23 protein-coding genes are annotated in these 19,434 nt (G+C 34.6%); 4 read left to right on the plus strand and 19 right to left on the minus strand.

What is annotated here, in order from left to right; genetic code table 11:
• Positions 1 to 3: 3 nt before the first annotated feature.
• Together H2O64_RS05670 and H2O64_RS05675 are read right to left on the minus strand one after the other, a co-directional pair.
• Positions 4 to 270, minus strand: a complete 267-nt coding sequence (locus H2O64_RS05670) for a hypothetical protein (protein WP_187561202.1) — start codon at positions 268 to 270, stop codon at positions 4 to 6.
• 123 nt (positions 271 to 393) lie between these two features.
• Positions 394 to 627 carry a hypothetical protein gene (locus H2O64_RS05675; protein WP_187561203.1) on the minus strand — a complete coding sequence of 78 codons (234 nt, stop codon included), beginning with the start codon at positions 625 to 627 and terminating at the stop codon, positions 394 to 396.
• 392 nt (positions 628 to 1,019) lie between these two features.
• Between H2O64_RS05675 and H2O64_RS05680 the strand changes: the two genes are divergently transcribed.
• The 3 genes from H2O64_RS05680 to amaB all read left to right on the plus strand — a co-directional run bounded on the left by H2O64_RS05680 (position 1,020) and on the right by amaB (position 3,914).
• Positions 1,020 to 1,562, plus strand: a complete 543-nt coding sequence (locus H2O64_RS05680; protein ID WP_187561204.1) for a 3-hydroxyanthranilate 3,4-dioxygenase — start codon at positions 1,020 to 1,022, stop codon at positions 1,560 to 1,562.
• A complete protein-coding gene (locus H2O64_RS05685; RefSeq protein ID WP_187561205.1) occupies positions 1,552 to 2,274 on the plus strand; it encodes a hypothetical protein in 723 nt (240 codons plus the stop codon). Before H2O64_RS05680 ends, H2O64_RS05685 begins: the two co-directional genes overlap by 11 nt.
• A gap of 86 nt (positions 2,275 to 2,360) precedes the next feature.
• Positions 2,361 to 3,914 carry an L-piperidine-6-carboxylate dehydrogenase gene (gene amaB, locus H2O64_RS05690; RefSeq protein WP_187561206.1) on the plus strand — a complete coding sequence of 518 codons (1,554 nt, stop codon included), beginning with the start codon at positions 2,361 to 2,363 and terminating at the stop codon, positions 3,912 to 3,914.
• Positions 3,915 to 4,035: 121 nt separating this feature from the next.
• Here the strand turns inward: amaB and H2O64_RS05695 are convergent, their stop codons facing one another.
• The 12 genes from H2O64_RS05695 to prs all read right to left on the minus strand — a co-directional run bounded on the left by H2O64_RS05695 (position 4,036) and on the right by prs (position 13,977).
• Positions 4,036 to 5,037, minus strand: a complete 1,002-nt coding sequence (locus tag H2O64_RS05695; RefSeq protein WP_187561207.1) for an acyl-ACP desaturase — start codon at positions 5,035 to 5,037, stop codon at positions 4,036 to 4,038.
• 32 nt (positions 5,038 to 5,069) lie between these two features.
• Positions 5,070 to 6,563, minus strand: coding sequence for a nicotinate phosphoribosyltransferase (locus tag H2O64_RS05700; protein WP_187561208.1), 1,494 nt, complete (start codon positions 6,561 to 6,563; stop codon positions 5,070 to 5,072).
• A gap of 84 nt (positions 6,564 to 6,647) precedes the next feature.
• On the minus strand, positions 6,648 to 7,199 hold the full coding sequence (locus H2O64_RS05705; protein ID WP_187561209.1) for a hypothetical protein: 552 nt from the start codon (positions 7,197 to 7,199) through the stop codon (positions 6,648 to 6,650).
• Positions 7,200 to 7,201: 2 nt separating this feature from the next.
• Positions 7,202 to 7,951 carry a metallophosphoesterase gene (locus H2O64_RS05710; RefSeq protein WP_187561210.1) on the minus strand — a complete coding sequence of 250 codons (750 nt, stop codon included), beginning with the start codon at positions 7,949 to 7,951 and terminating at the stop codon, positions 7,202 to 7,204.
• Between the two features lie 112 nt (positions 7,952 to 8,063).
• The gene (locus H2O64_RS05715; RefSeq protein WP_187561211.1) at positions 8,064 to 8,897 is read right to left on the minus strand and encodes an SIR2 family NAD-dependent protein deacylase; all 834 of its coding nucleotides are present in this window, start codon (positions 8,895 to 8,897) and stop codon (positions 8,064 to 8,066) included.
• A gap of 11 nt (positions 8,898 to 8,908) precedes the next feature.
• The gene (locus H2O64_RS05720; protein WP_187561212.1) at positions 8,909 to 9,454 is read right to left on the minus strand and encodes an RNA 2'-phosphotransferase; all 546 of its coding nucleotides are present in this window, start codon (positions 9,452 to 9,454) and stop codon (positions 8,909 to 8,911) included.
• A complete protein-coding gene (locus tag H2O64_RS05725; protein ID WP_187561213.1) occupies positions 9,451 to 10,047 on the minus strand; it encodes a DUF4291 domain-containing protein in 597 nt (198 codons plus the stop codon). The genes H2O64_RS05720 and H2O64_RS05725 overlap by 4 nt, the downstream gene beginning before the upstream one ends.
• Entirely contained in the window at positions 10,044 to 10,703 is a 660-nt protein-coding gene (locus tag H2O64_RS05730; RefSeq protein WP_235982785.1) for a DUF4291 domain-containing protein, read from the minus strand. The genes H2O64_RS05725 and H2O64_RS05730 overlap by 4 nt, the downstream gene beginning before the upstream one ends.
• A 26-nt stretch (positions 10,704 to 10,729) precedes the next feature.
• Positions 10,730 to 11,647, minus strand: coding sequence for an ADP-ribosylglycohydrolase family protein (locus tag H2O64_RS05735; RefSeq protein WP_187561214.1), 918 nt, complete (start codon positions 11,645 to 11,647; stop codon positions 10,730 to 10,732).
• Positions 11,644 to 12,156, minus strand: a complete 513-nt coding sequence (locus H2O64_RS05740; RefSeq protein WP_187561215.1) for an O-acetyl-ADP-ribose deacetylase — start codon at positions 12,154 to 12,156, stop codon at positions 11,644 to 11,646. The genes H2O64_RS05735 and H2O64_RS05740 overlap by 4 nt, the downstream gene beginning before the upstream one ends.
• A 5-nt stretch (positions 12,157 to 12,161) precedes the next feature.
• Positions 12,162 to 13,103 carry an ADP-ribosylglycohydrolase family protein gene (locus H2O64_RS05745; RefSeq protein ID WP_187561216.1) on the minus strand — a complete coding sequence of 314 codons (942 nt, stop codon included), beginning with the start codon at positions 13,101 to 13,103 and terminating at the stop codon, positions 12,162 to 12,164.
• A gap of 58 nt (positions 13,104 to 13,161) precedes the next feature.
• Complete coding sequence (gene prs / locus H2O64_RS05750) at positions 13,162 to 13,977, minus strand: ribose-phosphate diphosphokinase (RefSeq protein ID WP_187561217.1); 816 nt, start codon at positions 13,975 to 13,977, stop codon at positions 13,162 to 13,164.
• 162 nt (positions 13,978 to 14,139) lie between these two features.
• Between prs and H2O64_RS05755 the strand changes: the two genes are divergently transcribed.
• On the plus strand, positions 14,140 to 15,132 hold the full coding sequence (locus H2O64_RS05755; RefSeq protein ID WP_187561218.1) for a DNA topoisomerase IV subunit B family protein: 993 nt from the start codon (positions 14,140 to 14,142) through the stop codon (positions 15,130 to 15,132).
• 95 nt (positions 15,133 to 15,227) lie between these two features.
• Here H2O64_RS05755 and H2O64_RS05760 read toward each other — a convergent pair whose 3' ends face one another.
• The 5 genes from H2O64_RS05760 to H2O64_RS05780 form a co-directional block, all read right to left on the minus strand.
• Positions 15,228 to 15,902, minus strand: a complete 675-nt coding sequence (locus H2O64_RS05760) for an NUDIX hydrolase (RefSeq protein ID WP_187561532.1) — start codon at positions 15,900 to 15,902, stop codon at positions 15,228 to 15,230.
• Between the two features lie 19 nt (positions 15,903 to 15,921).
• Positions 15,922 to 17,058, minus strand: a complete 1,137-nt coding sequence (locus H2O64_RS05765; protein WP_187561219.1) for an ATP-binding protein — start codon at positions 17,056 to 17,058, stop codon at positions 15,922 to 15,924.
• Positions 17,055 to 17,684: an HD domain-containing protein gene (locus H2O64_RS05770; protein WP_187561220.1), complete on the minus strand. Its 630-nt coding sequence runs from the start codon at positions 17,682 to 17,684 to the stop codon at positions 17,055 to 17,057. The genes H2O64_RS05765 and H2O64_RS05770 overlap by 4 nt, the downstream gene beginning before the upstream one ends.
• Entirely contained in the window at positions 17,684 to 18,442 is a 759-nt protein-coding gene (locus tag H2O64_RS05775) for an SDR family NAD(P)-dependent oxidoreductase (protein WP_187561221.1), read from the minus strand. Before H2O64_RS05775 ends, H2O64_RS05770 begins: the two co-directional genes overlap by 1 nt.
• Positions 18,443 to 18,536: 94 nt before the next feature.
• Positions 18,537 to 19,406: an aldo/keto reductase gene (locus H2O64_RS05780; RefSeq protein WP_235982787.1), complete on the minus strand. Its 870-nt coding sequence runs from the start codon at positions 19,404 to 19,406 to the stop codon at positions 18,537 to 18,539.
• Between the last annotated feature and the right edge of the window lie 28 nt (positions 19,407 to 19,434).

Raw genomic sequence — 19,434 nt, forward strand, 5'->3', positions numbered from 1 at the left:
AGATTAGGCTTCACAAATTCTTACTGATTCTATATTACAATTCAAATCGATAGTTATTGGACATGGAAATTGAATAGATTCACATCCGCCATTCCAAGAAGGTTCGCAATTACATGCGGTGTATAATTCACTCACCCAAGTACACGTAAATAAATCTTGTGTTGGTGCACAAGGAAATGCAAACGATACTGCTGGGGCTAATGATCCACCACTAAGTTTCGAAATAGATGCTTTTTTTAGCGATAATGCTTTTAATTTCTTTTTTTTCATGGTATTAATATTTAGTTATAATAAACAGATTAATATTGAATCCGCACATTCTGCTGGAGCTTCAGAATTACAATTTAAGCCCCAAGATGTTACGCATCCACAGGCTGTCTTTTTTTCATGATATTAATAATCGCAGTTCTGAATAGATGGTCTTGGGCAAGGAATTGCGATAGATTCACATCCGCCATACCAAGAAGGTTCGCAATTGCAAGCCGTGCCTAATTCACTATACCAAGTACATATAAATATATCACATGTTAAATTTGTCAGTGCCAATGCACCACCTTTTACGTTTCCAAGGTTTGAAATTTGCTTCTTACCTAAATCTAGTTTTTTACTGAGTTTCTTTTTTTTCATGGTAGTAAATTTTAAATTTTTATCTAAACAGGACAAGGTGGTTGAAAAGTATTGCATTCTTCATAGGTCATACAGAGGCAACTACCTGCTTTACTAATACATCTACCGTCATTTGTTTTAAGGTTTATTGGAACTGCAACAACACCTCCATGTATACTTGAAATCCTTGAGATTTCTTTCTTTCTTAATTCTAGTCGTTTACTAAGTTTCTTTTTTTTCATGATTAGTTTCATTTAAGTTTTACAAAAAAAAGATATAGAATAATACTGTTAGGAAAGTATGGTTTTACCTTACTTAACACTTGTACGTCAATAACTTAAACTGTAATCTGCTTGAAGATGCTTAAGAATCTTTAAAAAATCCGTAATTTTAAACCTAAATTCTAAATCATAATGGCAATACAAAAACCATTCAATCTCAATCAATGGATTGAAGAAAATAGAGGCTTATTGAAGCCGCCCGTGGCGAATAAAAATTTGTATAAAGATGCAGGCGATTATATTGTGATGATTGTTGGCGGACCCAACGCTCGAAAGGATTATCATTACAACGAAACCGAAGAATTATTCTATCAATTGGAAGGAAATATAGAAGTACATATTCAGGAAGATGGCGAAAAGAAAACCATGAAACTTGGTCCTGGTGATATGTATTTACATCCTGCAAATGTGCCACATTCTCCTGTGCGTTTTGATAATTCTATTGGACTTGTCATCGAGCGAAAGCGAAAAGGAACCGATTTATTAGACGGTTTGCAATGGTATTGCGACAATTGCAACCATCAATTGCATGAAGTAAAGTTTCCTTTGATAGATGTTGAGAAAGATTTCTTGGGACATTTTAAAACTTTTTATGCATCAGAAGCATTACGAACTTGTGACAAATGCGGAACTGTAATGCCTGTTGATAAGCGATTTACCGTAGATGAAGATTAAAGCCATTTTTCTTAGTATAAGTTTAGTGATGTTGACTTTATCCTGCGAGAATGAACTCACTGCAGAAATGATTGTCAATAAATCTCTGGAAGAAGCGCATGGCGGAAAAGCGAATTGGGAACTACCCAAAATGGTATTATACGAGAAAACGACCATTTTATACGACAGTTTAGGAAATATAGAAAGTCAAAAAAAACAGCGATTCCATAATACTTTGCAACCTCAATTTACCTCAAAAGTAATTTGGACAGAAAATGGTGAAGAAAAACGCATTGTTTTTGATGGAAAAGACACTTTTGTTTTTATTGATGGTTTTCAAGTTACAGACGATAAAAAGGTAGCAGTTGCTCACAAAGAAATCATGGGAGCGCAATATGTGTTGTGGCAACCTTATAAACTCTTAGCTGATGAAGTTTCCCTAGAATTAGAAGGGAGAGTTCGGTTGGAAGATGGTAGCAAAGCTTATAAAATTAAAGCTACATATACTGATAGTGATACAGAATGGTGGTATTATTTTGACACCAAAACATTTCTATTAAAGGAAAATTTGGTAAAACACGGAGCTACATACAGTCAAATTATAAATATAAAACACGAAGAAAAAACAGGATTGCGTTTACATAAAGAACGAAAAAGTTTTATGATTGATATTCAAAAAGATCAAAAATACCTTCGTGCGCATTACTATTACAACATTCTAGAATTGAAATGATAAACGATTTATTGCCAATGAAGATTGATAGAATTGTGCTATCTTCGCAAAAATTTAACAAAAGAATTAAAAAAAGTTATAAATAAATGGGAGCAGTTACTACTGATTTTGGAATCAAAGAAGCGTTAGCAACACTAGGCTTAAAAGATATAAATGAAGGAACTTCAACAGGTTCAGACAATTTTTCTAACGGAGAACTTATTGAATCATATTCTCCAGTAGATGGAAAATTGATTGGGAAAGTAAAATCTACGACAAAGGAAGATTATGAAAAAGTGATGGAAGCTGCAACTTCAGCTTTTAAAACTTGGAGAACAATGCCAGCGCCATTGCGTGGTGAAATTGTGCGTCAGTTCGGAGATAAATTAAGAGAGAAAAAAGAAGCTTTAGGAAAATTGGTTTCTTATGAAATGGGGAAATCATACCAAGAAGGTTTAGGAGAAGTTCAAGAAATGATTGATATCTGTGATTTCGCAGTTGGATTATCACGTCAGCTTCACGGATTGACTATGCATTCTGAGCGTCCTGGACACAGAATGTATGAGCAATATCATCCATTAGGTGTTGTTGGAATTATTTCTGCATTCAACTTTCCAGTAGCAGTTTGGGCTTGGAATACAGCATTAGCTTGGATTTGTGGAGATGTTTGTGTGTGGAAACCATCTGAAAAAACACCAATGTGTGGTGTAGCTTGTCAAAATATTGCAGCAGAAGTTTTTGCAGCAAACGATTTGCCAGAAGGAATTTGCTGTTTAATAAATGGAGATTATAGAGTTGGAGAATTCATGTCTAAAGACACTCGAATTCCTTTAATTTCTGCGACAGGATCTACGCGTATGGGTAAAATCGTTGCGAAAGAAGTTGCAGGACGTTTAGGTAAGACGTTACTTGAATTAGGAGGAAACAATGCAATTATTGTTACACCAGATGCAGATATAAAAATGACCGTAATCGGAGCTGTTTTTGGAGCTGTTGGAACGGCAGGACAACGTTGTACATCAACACGTAGATTAATTATTCATGATTCAATTTATGATAAAGTAAAAGATGCAGTAGTTGCTGCATACGGACAATTACGTATTGGAAATCCATTAGATGAAAACAATCATGTGGGACCAATTATTGACAAAGATGCTGTAAAAGGATACGAAGCTGCTTTGGAAAAAGTAGTTGCTGAAGGTGGAAAAATCATTGTTGAAGGTGGTGTTTTATCTGGAGAAGGTTACGAAAGTGGATGTTATGTAAAACCTGCCATTGCAGAAGCTGACAATTCATTCGAAATTGTACAACATGAAACATTTGCGCCAGTTTTATACTTATTAAAATATTCTGGAGATGTAACAAATGCGTTAGATGTTCAAAACGGAGTTGCGCAAGGGTTGTCTTCTGCAATTATGACAAACAACTTACGTGAAGCAGAACATTTCTTATCGGTACAAGGTTCTGATTGTGGAATTGCCAATGTAAATATTGGAACTTCAGGAGCAGAAATCGGTGGTGCTTTCGGTGGAGAAAAAGATACAGGTGGTGGACGTGAGTCTGGATCTGATGCTTGGAAAATTTACATGCGTAGACAAACAAATACAATCAATTACACAACTGAATTGCCATTAGCGCAAGGAATTAAGTTTGATTTGTAGTAGAAATAAACTTTATAGATCATAAAAAATCCGCTTCATCTGAAGCGGATTTTTTGTTTTATATGAGTTTTTAATTCAATCGAAATGACGTTATGCTATTTAACATTTAAAATTTAGCGTTTTAAAGCATTCCATTCGCTTCAACCCATTTAAACGTTGTAATATCTTCAGGTATTTTCACACGATCTGCAATACGCGCCATACGATCGGGCAAACGCATTACGTAATCTCTAGCTTTTTCGGCTGCAGCCGTTAAACCAGTCAATTTATCAATTTCCCAATATGCATTCAGCTTTCTCAAGATATCAATATAATCATGTGTTGTGTATACGCCTAAACGTTGTGCTGCATTAGAAAAGTTTTCAAACGCACTTCCAACAGGTTCTCCAGATTCTCTCAGGAATATCGCTGGCATTACAATCTTTTTACGCATCATATCTTCAAACGCCAACATCATCTCACTTGGATCATAATTTAAGATCGTTTTTACAAACTCTCTATATGCCAAATGGTGTCTCATTTCGTCACCAGCAATAATATTACACATTTTTCCAAGCAATACATTTCCTTTTTTCTTTGCTAACATACCAACTCTCTTATGAGAAACATTGGTGGCTAATTCTTGAAAACTTGTATATATAAAATTACGATACGGATCATTTGCAGTTCCAATATCAAATCCGTCGCTGATCATGTGTTGTGTTGTAATCTCTATTTCGCGCATATTTACACGACCCGATAAGTACAAATACTTACTCAATACATCACCATGACGATTTTCTTCTCCTGTCCAATGGCGAATCCATTTTGCCCAACCATTATCTCTGCCGTTTTCTCCATGTTGATTAATTCCTTCTACGTCCATTAACCATGATTCGTACGTTGGTAGCGCTTCTTCCGTAATCGTATCACCAACCAATACAACCCAAAAATCATAGCCTAACTCTTTCGATTCTTCTCGTATTTGATGTACTTCATCAAAAAAAGTATCTCCTTGAGAATTTGGCAAAAAATCTGTTGGCTGCCATATCTTTTCGGGCGGAATTAGGTATTTATCCATGTAACTATCGATTTCTTTCTCGATCGTTTGCATGACTTCTAAACGTATATTTTTTATAGACATTGATGGTGCTTTAATATTTTGCAAAAGTACCACTAAATATCTACAATAGCCGTGATTTTAAAAGAATTAACATCTTGTTGAGTTTTTGAAAGGAGCATTCTAATGTCTTGTAACGACTGATCTTGCATCAATTGTCCATCTTTAAAAACAGTCGTCAATAGTCCTTCTTTTTCTTCTTCTAAAGTACATTCATCTTTGTACGTAAACGTTCCGTTTTGTTCATACACTTTTATCAAGCCTTTTGCAGATTTTTTGGTGCCATCATCCGTAATTGGATCTTTAAAAATAGCGCGCCCTTCTCCGTTGACTTCTATGTAGGTAGCTTTCATTGCAAAACCAAACGTATCTCGTGTGTTGTATTGATAGGTAAAACTTCCAATTCCTAATACAACATTCGTAGAAGCAAAGCCTTTTTCTTTGAGTCGTTCACAAATTTGTGTTGCTCTGTCAATGGTAATACTATCGCCGTAAATTGCACCAATTTTAGGGTTTAGCACTTTATATCCTTGTGTATTTAGGCTTCCGCCGAATGCTGCCCAAAGTAATTCAATGACACCTTTTGCAATGGTTGGATCTTCGTGATCGCACCCGCAAATAATATCTACCGGATCACCAGAATCTGGTCGAATCACTAACTTTCCATCGCGCTCTAAAATTTCTTCTTTAAGTTTCGGTAAATAGTCTGTCAACACTTTCCACAAATCCCAAGTATCAGAAACCACCGAAAGAATTCCTGTTGGATAGGTTTCTAACAAGCGTTTAAACGTCTCTATTTCATCCTCTTTATTTCCAGCACACATCACGCTGTGTTCGGTAGCATTCACACTTCCAATGACCAATTCTTTGGTAACATCTGTATTGTAATATTTTTCAAGATTGATTGCCACAGGAAGCGTATCACTTCCTGTAAAAGACAATGCATGTCCCATTCCGCTCAGGATAGCCGATTCAATTCCCGACATGCCACGCATAGAAAAATCGTGCCCTTGCCAGTTGATAAAATCAAGATTTTCAACGTCGGTTTCTTGCGCGTATTTCGTTAAAATGGTTTTGTATTGTTTTGCAATAGAAGCCGAAGTACATGGCTGCCAAATAATATTAGAAAGTAAAGTTTCTAAGTAATTAGTGACCCAAAAAAATTGGGGAAGTGTATTTACAATGGTAAACATCGGAACACGAATTGGAACTTCGGTTCCTTCTGGTAATGCTTTTATTTCAATAGGTAAGTAGCCTAAATCGTGTAAATCTTCAATATGAGAAACATCATAATTTACACCTAAATAATGATCGACAGCTCTTTTATATTCAGTGACAACTTTTTCTTTTGGTTGACTGAAAAACTCAGTATCAAATTGTTTGATGAGGTAGTTTTTGATGAAGTATTGCAATCCAAAAAAAACGACATTATCAATGTTTTCAATTCTACTTTTTCGTGGTGTCCAGTTTGCGTACACTTTTGTCGTTCCTGTTGGATATTGATCTTTGTGCCCAAGCTTGTAGCCATCTGTTAGCAATAATGGATTCATAAGAATATTATTTTGCGTTAAATATACGCAAATATAAAATGTTTTTAGAAATACACAAGGAAATAATGATTTTAATCGTTGAAATTACGGGAGAATATTATTTTCTAGGGTATTTTTATCACATTCAAGAATATCTTTTAAAAGTTTATCCTTGTTGTGCGTTAGTTTAAATTTTTCAGGAACTAATTCGTTGATGAGTTCAATAGCTGGGCTTAAATCTTTATGATAATAATTATCTAATCGTATAGTTTTAGATATTCCATTATTTCTAATTGTGAATGATTTTGAATCTCCACCAGAAATACAATAATTAGCATAATAGCCTGATAAACTATCAATATTAATTTTTAAAAATTGTTTAATGCTATTTCTTTGAAACTTGGTAGTGTACACAATAGGATCATTTTTAGTGTGCATTTCACCGCCTATTGAGATCTTTAATTGATCTTCAGAAAGACTGTAAAAAATAAAGTAATCCTGCGATTTATCATATTTATTAATAGAAAGTTGGAAAGAAAGATCAGTTGTTTTGGGTTTAATTACATTCGTGTCTACTTCTATGAGTTGATTCGAACTTTTTTTGTCCGAACAATTCACAAACAGGAGAAGAATTATAAATAGTTTTAGGAGTTTCATTTTCAATGAATAACGCGTTTTTTATTTCTTCCTTTTTCATCAGGATATAATTCTGGAAGCGGATCACTTTGCCAGAATTCTTTGGTGTCAATATCTAAAATAGAAAGTTTTCCTGTAAACGCTGCGCCAGTATCAACATTCCATAAATTATAAGCTTTCATCGGCACATCACAATCATAATTTATAGTTGGTGTATGGCCAATATAAATTTCTTTGTAATGTTGAAATCTTGCGGGTTCATATCGAGCATTGCTTAAGTTTTCAATACCAACTTGTTCTGCCAATACAGCCGATTCTAGAAGTGTTCTGTCAAAGTAAAAATTCTTCGGGTAATGTTCTTTAGTCACGCCGTGCATTGAGGTAAATCCTGCATGCAAAAACAATCTATTTTGAGCGTCAATATGGTAGTTTTCCAAGTTTTCGTAGAACTCCAAATGTTGTTGTTTGTCAAACGTAATTCGCTCGTAACTTTCCAAGGTTTCTTTACCGCCGTGCATATACCAAACATCATTTATGTGACCATCTATCAACCAATCATGACACCAAACATCATGATTTCCACGAATGAAAACACATTTTTGTTTGGTGTTTAATTGTATCAAAAACTCCACTAATTCGGCAGATTCGCTCCAGCCATCGACATAATCGCCCATAAAAATTAAGGTGTCATCTGTAGTCACATTGGCGCGTTTCATAACTTGGATTAAAGCTTTAAATCCTCCGTGAATGTCTCCGATTGCGAGTGTTCTCATGTATTTAAATTTAGTGAAACTCAATTTTGAGAAGTCTGAAAAGATGCACTCAAAATTCTAAGTTGAACTAATCCTGCTGAAAAGCAGGATCTCATTCTTAATCAATTTCACATTAATATTTATTTTCATCTAAAATACTATAAAATTCATTCAAAAAAGCATCACTTGTCATTCTATAGGTTAAAGCTCTTTTTTTGTCTTGAAGTAACTTTGTAATATTATTATCTTCCAGATTGATATCTAAAACATAACCGCCATATTTTAGCGTTTGCTGTATAAGACTTAATGGTAATGATGTAGAACCTGAAGTTCCAATAACGACCAAAATACCTGTATTTTTAGCAATTCGCAAGGTAGAATCTACTTTGTATAAACGTTCATTGTAATACTCGTCAAACCATAAAATATTTGGACGCAATAAACCACCGCATTTTGGACATGCTAATTTTTTCCAATCTGTATCCGTTAATTCTTGATCGATATGATCAATTTTAATGTCATTTGGATATAGATATACTGCTTTTGAACATTCTAATGCACAACGAACTGTTCGCATGTTTCCATGAATTTCATAGACTTTGTTTCCCGAACTTCCACCACGTTGATGTAAACCGTCAATATTCTGCGTGATAATTGAGAATTCTTCTGGAATTTTCTGTTCAATTTTAGCTAATAATTTATGTGAATCGTTTGGTGCTGCTTTTTCAAACATACCTTTTCTAAACAAATTAAATTGCCATACTTCATCTTGATGTCCTTTAAAATAGCTGAAGGTTCCAAACTCTTCCGGTTTATGAAATTTTGTTCCTTTTACCCAAATTCCGTCCGTACTTCTATACGTAGGAATTCCGCTGGCTGCGGACAATCCTGCGCCTGTTAAAAATGTAATTTTATTTCTTTTTTCTTTTTGAAAGTTCTCTTTCAAAATTGTTGCTAATTCTTCCATGATTCCTGTTTTTAGGAATTAAATTCAATAAATTTTGTTGGTACTTCATCCGTTAACCAAACACCATTTTCTGATTGGTAAAACGCATAATTCTCTTGATGCATTTCGCCACTGCGAATCGTCAGAATAATTGGTTTTCCTCTTCTACTTCCAACATTGATGGCGGTTTCTTTGTCTGCGCTCAAATGGACGTGTTGCCTACTTCCTTTAATTAATCCTTTATTTTGAATAGATTCAATAAATTTTTCAACCGTTCCGTGATATACATATTCAGGCGGTTGTTTTGATGCTATACCTAAATCGATAGAAACAGAATGTCCTTGACTCGCTCTAATGTTAGTTTTATCTTCATTAAAAGCAAAGCGTTTTTTATTATTTGTGGCTACGATATCTTCTAATTCCTCCATAGAAAGTGAATAATTGCCATCGTTTATTTTTTCTAGTAAAATGGCAACCGAAGTCCACCCATTTTCATCGAGTGTAATTCCTAGTTTTTCAGGATGATGTCTAAGTACATAACTTAGAAATTTGCTTGTGTTTTTATTTTTTTTACTCATTGTATTCCAATTTTTTTAGCAATTGCAGCAGGAGTTGGATATAATTTTTCCGAAGGAAGTAATCGTTTCGCTTCTTTATATTTTCCTGCTTTGCGCAATTGATTTATTTTTTTAACTAATGGCGTATAATCTTCTATGCTTTCAATCCAATTTTCATTAAAATCCTGAATTAAAAAGCGACTGATTCCTACTTGAATGCTTCGTATTTCTAGTTTCCCTCCTTTTAAATTTCTTTCAGGATCCCATTGAATATGAATTTTTGCTGCATCAAATAATTCTTGCCATTGAGAAGCACTTTTATATAATTTCGGATCAGGATGCGTTAATACGCCAATAGTTAAGATCTTTTCCCAAGCTTCTCTTTTGAGTTTGATTCCTAAAATATATTCCTGATTCGATTTTGTACCATAATTACTACGTTCCATTAACCACAAAAAAGAAGGCTTTATCCACGTCATTCTATTGAAAGAAAATGGAGGTTCAAAACGATTATTTTGTATTGCAGGCAATGCAATAGCTTTGCTGTATGCTTGATAAACAGTAATCGTTTTGGCGTCAAAATGCGCTCTTATTTGTTGGTAATTTGTGTTCATTGTAATTGTAATTTTTTCCGCAGTTCGTCACCATCTGGTAAAAAAGGACGTTCTGCGGGAATCATTAGTTTGTCTAACTGATTCGACTTAACAAATTCGTATTGTTCTGCGACGAATGCTGAGATATCTTCTATTTCGAGAATATCATCTTTTGCAAACGATCGAATAAATTCGTTTCGAACGCCAATTTGGATCGCTCTGCGTTCTAATTTTGCGCCGTACGGATCATGATCTGGATCCCATTGCAAACGTACATTGGACGATTTAACTATTTTTTTCCAAGCTTCTTGCGAATCATATAATTCTGGTTTAAAAGAAGAATGCACTGCATTTTCTAAATATTTTTGGAAAGCTTCCCGTTTCAAGTGAATTGCTAAAACGACTTCTTGTCCAACTTTTGTTCCCCAACCATTTCTGTACATCATCCAAAGAAAATTTGGTTTTATCCAGGTCATTCTGCCCAAGCTAAATGGTCCGCCAAAAAATTGATTTTTAGCTGCAAAATGACCAATGGCAGGTCGGTATGATTGATATACGATTATTTTTTCATCGTCGTATTGTGCCATAATGTGATGTCCGTTTTGTGGCCATTCAGTATGTTGTATTTTATAGTTTTGTATGTTTAATTTCATGTTTTCTAATTCTTGTAATGTCATATCGAACTTTGTCGAAACAGTAGACATTAATTGTTTTTGTAAAACTCGCTTTGCTGCCAGTTTTCTACATTATTTTTCCAGTCAACTGGAATGTTTTCTTCTTTTGTATTCATGATGGTAATTGCACCAACAATTGCACAAATAGTATCTCTATCGCCTAAAGCAGAAACGGCTCGCCAAATTGCTTCTTTGAAATCTGTTTGATGATGCGCAGCAATCCAAATTGAAATCGGAACTGTGTCTTGTGCAATCATTTTCACACCATTTCCTAAAATTGAAACGACAGTTCTAATATCATAATTTGGCAATACTGTAAGTGCCTTTTTAATCTTAGAAGTTGTGTCACAATCTGGTAATTCTGAAGCAACTTGCTTTATGAATTCATTCGGATCAAGCACTTGATTATTTAGATGCAATTTGGTGTTTATTGCAGTCGCTAAAGCAACAGCCATTGCACCAACGCAACCTTCTTCATTTGCGTGTGTAATTTCAGATGATAACAATGCTTGTTGTTTTACTTTGTTTGCATCATCATAAAAATATGCGCCAATCAATCCAGCACGCATCGCGCCGCCATTTCCCATAGAACCCATTCCGTTGAAAGCTGCATTTGAAACTTCTTTCCAATGGCTTCCTTCTTCAATAGCACGCATGGTTCTGTGCATTGCGGGTCCGTAACCTCTTCTGAAATCTAAATGATAATTCTTTGCAAAGTCTTTCGCAATTACATCTTGATTAATTTCACCAAACGTTTCCAATGATTTATAGATTGCAATTGCCATTACCGTATCATCTGTGAATTCCCAAGCGGTTTGTGGAATTTCACGAAAGTGAATTGCATTGTAAACAGCATCTTCTGGACCAAAAAAGCTTTCGCCAAAGGCATCTCCAATACTATTTCCAAGCAATGATTTTTGTGCTAATTGTAATCTATGTGTGTTCATTTTTTTATTAATTCTTGATACATCTCAAAATTCTCCTGATCGAAACAACAGAAATAGAGATCATCAATTTTGTTTATATGTTCGTACGCTGTAACCGTTTTTAGCGCGATTTCAGCAGCTAACTTTTTTGGAAATCTATAAATTCCCGTACTTATGTTTGGAAAAGCAATGCTTTTGATATTGTTTTCAACAGCTAAATCAAGACTGTTTTTATAGCAATTTGCTAGTAACTTTTCTTTGTCTTTTCCACCAGTATTCCAAACAGGTCCAACCGTATGAATGACATAGTTTGAAGGTAATTTTCCAGCTGTTGTAATTACGGCTTTGCCTGTTTTGCATTTTCCTTGTCGTGCTCTAATTTTTTTACACGCTTCCAGAATTTCCAAACCACCTTTTCGATGAATTGCGCCATCAACACCGCCACCGCCAAGCAATGACGAGTTTGCGGCATTTACAATAGCATCAACTTTTAAAGTGGTAATGTCGGACTGTATGATGTGTATGTTCATTTTTATTATAAACTTTCGTGGAAACGATCAATTAAGTTATGAATGTCATCATAACGAGCTAATTGAAATTTCCATGTTTCCGGAATTGCGTCAAATCCGTAATAAATTCCTGCCAATCCGCCAGCAATTGCGGCAGTTGTATCTGTGTCTTCTCCCAAATTGACAGCTTTTAGCACACATTCCTCATAAGTTTCGGTTGTTAAAAAACACCAAAGGGACGCTTCTAAGGAATTGACAACATAACCACTTCCACTAATAAATTCAGGATCGCGTTTTGCAATATCTTGTTGTAATACTTCGTAATAAAACCCAAGTTCTTTTTCGTTGAAATCTTGTGCTTTTACAAATGAATTGACAGTTTCTTTCACTTCTTTATACGCTTGAAACTTCTCAGTTCCATTCAATAATAACAAACAAAATTCTACATAAATAAAACATGCCAAAACCGAACGAAAATGTGCGTGTGTCATTGAAGAGATATCTTTTATAATTTGATAGCGTTCCTCAATATCCTCTACATTTCTCAAGTAATATACCAAAGGAAGAATTCGCATAAGCGAACCATTTCCGTTTGAATACTCGTCCATTCCTCCACAAATTTCTGGCGTGTGACCTTGTTCTAATCTGTCGATGGCTTGTCGCGTCGTAATTCCAATGTCAAAAACACTTCCGTGCGGTGACCAATATGCACGATCATACCAAGCGACAAATTTTTCAGCAATAACTTTTAGGTTGTATCCAGAAAGTAAACCTTCCATTAAACAAAACGTAAGCGAGCTATCGTCTGACCAAGTTCCTAAAGGTTGATGATGCGTTCCAAAACCAATCATGTCTGTGGCTGGAAATCGTTGCATACGTTTTTTACTCAAAAACTCATACGGAACGCCCAAAGCGTCACCTGTGGCAACTCCAAATATTCCTCCTTGTAAGCGTTTTAATAAGTTCATAATTTTTTCTTTTAATGTTGAATTTTAAATTAGGTATTAATAACTCATAACTCTTCACTCAAAACTTTATTTGTACTACCTGTTTTGATTCCACATCCCTAAACGAGTTTGTGGTAAAAATGGTTTTGTATATGTTTTCTAATTCTTCAAATCCTTTGTTAAATATTCCGTGACTTACGATTAAGTGTAAATCTCCCGAATTTTTTTCTTGCAACGCTTTTCCTAATCCTAAAAATGTGCCGCCGCCATCACAAATATCATCTACGACAACTGCCGTTTTTTGGTTTAAATCATCAGCATAAACGGTGAACCCAGATAATTGACCTGTTTTTACATCTCGTTTCTTAGAACATTCAATTACTTCAATTCCGCCTAAATATGAAGATAATTTGTATATTTTTTTCAATGCGCCGCCGTCAGGTGAAATTAACACAATTTCTTCTTTTATGGTTTTCAAGCAACGTTTTACAAATTCGTGATTGTTGATGACTTCCACATTATTTAACAACGCTGGCGTAACTTCCGAATGCGGATCAAAAACGGTTACTTTTTCATAATGCTGACTGTTGATGATGTCCGCATACACTTTTACACTTAACGATTCGCCTGAAACCATGACACGATCTTGGCGTGCAGCCGGAAAATACGGAATGAACAAGTTAATTTCTTTTACATTCATTCTGCGTAACGCATCTGTTGCTAACAATATAAAACCTAAATCATTGAAACTTGTAATTCGTTGCGTTATGGTAATTGCGCCTTTTACCGTTTCTTTGATTTTGATATGTGGTTCTCCGCCAGAAAATGTAAATGTTTCAAAATCAATTGATTTTCCAAAAGGAGTAAAGCCGTGATCTAAATGTAAATAATTCATATTAGCGTTATTTGTACGCAAATATAGAATGCTTTTTTAGTTCTGCAAATTATTTTGTGTAAAAATTACATTAAAAGAATTCAATGATTAAAAAATTGAAGCATTGAAAGATTGAAAAAACACTTCATTTTTTGTATCTTATTGTCTTTTAAAACACCGATTATGAGTGAAGAAAATAAGTATTCAAAAGACAGTATTCAGCCAATAGTAAATCCTATTGAACATGTACGAAAGCGACCAGGGATGTATATTGGTCGTGTAGATGAAATAGGTAATTTGAGAATCATTTCTTTCTTGTTTGAATATTTGGTGAGTCACTCAAAATGGAGTAAAACAAACTTTGTATATCTTCAAAATGATACATTTCAAATTGCTTTAGATAGTGTTTTAAATTTTGAATTAACTCCTGAAAATATAAATTCATCAGGTTATGAAATGTATACGTTGCCAGCTTTGTCTGAAACATGCATGATTCAATCGAATGGAAAGGAACTAATGTATGAAAAAGGTGAATTGATTTCTGAAAAAGAAGTAACAAAAGCAAATGAGTTGAGAATTACATTTAAGTTTGATACTGCCATTTTACGCAGCAAAAAATTACCTGAATATTTGTTGTTGAATTTCTTTAAACGCTATACTTTTTTGTATCCTGAAAAACAAATTCATGTGTTTGAAAATGAGCAAATTATTACTAGCCTTTTATCAAACGGATTGCTAGATTGGTTTGCTGTAAAAAGTTTTGAATCAGAGCTTTTAATGAAACCTTTTCAGTTTTTCATTGAAGGTGAAACTATTGATTTGAAAGCAGAAATTGTATTTTCCGTACATAATGGGAAAGAAACCTTTTCTACGATTACATTGCCAAGAGCAGATGTCATTATAGATAATGGAACACATACCAAAGGTTTTTTGAATGGGTTTTATAAGGCCATTAAGGAAATTCGTGGAGAAGCTCCTTGCGAAATTGAGTTTACTGAATATAGAAATTTGATAGGTGTTTTTAAATTGTCATACCCAAATATAAGATTTTATGGTCCTACACGAAATGAAGTAGGAAGTGAGGAATTGGTAGAAGTATTTGAGAATGCGACGTATGAAAAGTTGATAGCTAATAGTAGTTTTAGAAAAACTATTTTAGACTTATTTGGTTCGTAAAGGTTGTTCATTTTCGCGTGAAGGATGGAGGCTTTGTTGGAGTTCCTCGAAGAGAGCGACTGCTGAGAGCCTGACCGTTTACGGGCACGCCCAAATTATTTGATATCAAATAAGAAACCTTCTTTTTGAAGTTTAAAGTATTGTTTTTTGTTGAATTTGAACAAATTAGCAGGTCTTCCACGACCTTCCGAAACTTTTTCGTCGAGTTCTTCTAAGATTTCAAAACTCATGATTTTTTTACGGAAGTTTCTACGATCAATTTTTTTCTCTAAAATGGTCATGTAGAGTTTTTCTAAATCGGAGAACAAGAATTTGGTCGATAGCAAGTCAAAACCAATAGGTTCGTAAGTCAATTTGTTTCGTAAACGTGTTTTTGCTTTTTCTAAAATAATATGATGATCAAACGCTAATTCGGGCAATTCAGTCATTGGAAACCAAGCAACATCTTGTGCGTCAGTATCTGCTTTTATGGTGTGATGTGCAGGTTTTACCAAGGCAAAATACGCCACCGAAATGACTCTGTTTCGCGGATCGCGGCCAGGTTTTCCAAACGAATATAATTGCTCTAAATAGTCAATAGTTACGTTGGTTTCTTCCTTTAATTCACGTTCGACGGCAGTTTCTAAACTTTCGTTTTCTAATACCAATCCGCCTGGCAATGCCCATGAACCTTGAAACGGCGCGACTTTTCTTTTAATCAAAAGCACGTTCAATTGATGGTCTTTGTACCCAAATACGACTGCGTCAACCGCTACACGAATGTTTTGCATCATGTGACAAAAGTACAAATTAACTGTATTTGATCTTCCTTAAAATTCGAATTGTTGCTTTGTAGAGTTCGTAAATGTCTTTATCATAGGTTTTTAAAAACGATTTGGCAGCGTCTAGTTTGTCTTTAGCATCATGAAAACCATTCAAATAACAAATCATATAGGTTGCCGGAAGATTGCGCAAATCGTGATCTTCTTGTTCGTTGAGTGAAACATTTTTGATCAATTTTTCAAGAATTGCATTGTTGCTATTGTAAATATGATGCAAGGTTTTTTTGTCAAACTGTGGCGGTTCAAAAATTAAATTGCTTTCTAAATTGTACATTCCGTTGGGTTGAAATGTAATCGTAACTTTTTCCAGCGGATAATAATCGTATTTGTTTTGCAATCCAAGCGGCACATATTCTATGATCGTAAATTCATCTTCAGTATAGGTAATTTCAACCTGATCCAACGCGGAATAAAATAACTTTACTTGTTCATTAATGAGCTCAATATCAACTCTGGAATAAAAGGTTTTTTCTTTCTTTTTTTGCTTAATTCCTGCCCAACAGACTACAAATTGCTCTTTGAAAACTTGGTAATGTGATTCTAAATTTTCGTGTTCATTTGTGATGAAATTAATCACGCTGTCTAAGGTTAACTTGATATTATTCTGAGCACTTTTTTCAATTTCAGCAACAATTTCAGAATTGACATCTTTTACTTCAATATCAAATATTTTCGGCATCGAAATGCTGCCGTCTCGCAAGAAAACAGAACCGCCATAATATTTCCAAATGTTTTTTCGGAGTGAGGTAATTTTTCCAGTAGGTCGAATTGTAACCAAACCGACAACTTTTCCTTTGGGTAAATGTGAAAAGTAGATATTTTCATATTGCACCATTGGCGGATTTGCTAAATACGCATTTATTAAATTCTGAATTTTACTATCGTCAAAAAAGTCAACACCAACAATTTTATTGTCTTCATCTTCCACGCCAATTACGATGAACGAATTGTTTTTCGGGTTGCTATTTGAGAGCGCACAAATATGTTTTAGAAACTTTGCTTTGCCTTCCTTTTCGCTAATATTCAACTTTCGCTTTTTGTCATAAAAACTATTCTCATCGTTGTGCGCGAGTAAGTTTTTAATCAAAAGGCGTTTATTGATCATAACAAGCTAATTTCTTTTTGGATGTTTTTTCTAGCGTTTGCTTCCCACAAATTGTGATATTTTTCGGTGTAATAAATTTGTGGACGTTCTAGAAAATGTTGCAATACTTTCTTTCTTCCTTTTTTGTACATAAAATCGGGATACATGGAATATTCTTTTCGAATTTGTTTAGTATACAATTCATACCATTTCCAAGTTGTTCCTAAAATTGCCAAATCGAAGTCCAAAAGATAGGCATTATCTTGATTTTGAACGTTTAGGATTTCATGTTTTTTTGTAGAAATGATCAAATTTGCACAATTTTCGATGCTTTTTGGATCAATTTTTAACTTTTTTAATCGCTTTCGCGCGAATGCTGCACTCTTCAATTCATTGTCACTTTTCAATGCATTATAGATCACATCGTGATACCAAATAGCGAATTGTAACGTATCATAATCTATCAAATCAGTTTGATTGTCAGCAGCTAATCGCAACATATAACCAATATGATTCAAGTTGTGATAATGACGTTTTTTAGAAGTATATTTTTTGTGAATTTCATTCCAGAGTTCATTCAATAGTAGTTCATCATCGGTATATTTCGATGTTAAATTTAACCACCATTGATGTAGATCATATTCCATTATGATTTTTTCACAATTGTACTCGAAGCTTGCGCGGTACACATCACCGTTAAATCAGCAATATTTACATGTGCAGGACATGAAACAATAAAATAAGCAATCTCTGCAATATCTTGTGGTTTCAATGCTTGAAAACCTTGATAGACTTTTTCTGCACGAGGTGAATCACCTTTAAAACGAACATCGCTAAACTCGGTTTCTACCAGTCCGGGATTAATCGCGCCAACGCGAATTCCATACGAATTCAAATCAATTCGCATTCCTTGATTCAGCGCGTCAACGGCGTGTTTACTGGCACAATATACATTTCCATTTGGATATACTTCTTTTCCAGCCGTAGAGCCAATATTTAAAATATGACCAGATTTTCGTTCCACCATTTGCGGAATAATGGCTTTGCTGACATATAATAATCCTTTTACATTAATGTCCAACATTGCGTCCCAATCGTCCAAACTTCCTGTCTGAATTGGATCTAAACCATGCGCATTTCCTGCGTTATTGATCAAAATATCAATTGTTTTGAAGTTTTCTGGCAACGAATTCACTGCTTTGGCAACGTTTTCTTTATCGCGAACGTCAAAATTTAACGTGTGAACTTCTGTGTGTGTACTCAATTCTTCTTGTAATTCGTCCAAACGTTCTTGTCGTCTTCCGCAAAGAATTAAACGTATGTTATGTTTTGCGAATTCGCGTGCAATTTCACGCCCAATTCCGCTTGTTGCGCCTGTAATAAAAGCTGTTTTTGTTGTGCTCATTATTTCCTCTTTCGACTCCGCTCAAGATAAACTCCAACGGAAATCTCTTTTAAATTAAACTCAATACTAATATCTAAAACCTCACTACTAAAAACTAAGGAACTTCATGTCCTTGACTTTCAGTTAATAATAAAAACCAATCTTCCAGTGATAAATCTATTTCTGTAGCTTTTACAGCATTTGTAATTCGTTCGGGCGTTGTGGTTCCTATCACAGGATGAATGTTTGCGGGATGTTTTAAAACCCACGCCAACACCAATTGATCTTTTGTTGCGCTGTATTTTTCGGTTAAACTTTCTAATGCTTTGTGAATGCTAGCAGTTTGCTCATTTTGTTCTTTAAAAAAAGTTCCCAAAGGTTGCCAAGCCATTGGAATGATGGAATTCGTCATCATATAATCGAGCGTTCCATTGTGCATGGCGTCAAAATCAGTCAATGAAAATTGAATCTGATTTGTTGTGATTTCACTTTTTGAACCAATCATGTTCATTTGCAAAGGTGTAAAATTTGAAACGCCAAAGTTTTTGATTTTTCCTTGTGTTTTCAATTGATCAACTGCTTTCGCGATTTCGTCAGGATGCATTAACGGACTTGGTCTGTGTACTAATAAAAGGTCTAAATAATCAGTTTGGAGATTTTTTAGTGAAGTTTCTGCTGACCAAATGATATATTCTGATGAATATTCGTAATGTTTGATGGTATTTTGACGATTTTCTGCTTGCAATTGAATGCCACATTTTGAAATAATTTCGATGCTTTCGCGATGGATTCCGCTTTGCGCAAATGCGTTTCCAAAGTCTGCTTCGGTCGTATAACCACCATAAATATCAGCATGATCAAACGTGGTAATTCCTGAAGAAATACAATGCTGCATCAAATCCATCATTTGTGAAGTTGAGCATTGTTTCCCCCAAATTCCCCAAGTCATGGTTCCTGCTATAATTCTTGAATAATTTGATTTCAAAGTCTATCTATTTTACCGTAAAAATACG

Source organism: Kordia aestuariivivens, from assembly GCF_014397005.1.
Classification (GTDB): Bacteria; Bacteroidota; Bacteroidia; order Flavobacteriales; family Flavobacteriaceae; genus Kordia; species Kordia aestuariivivens.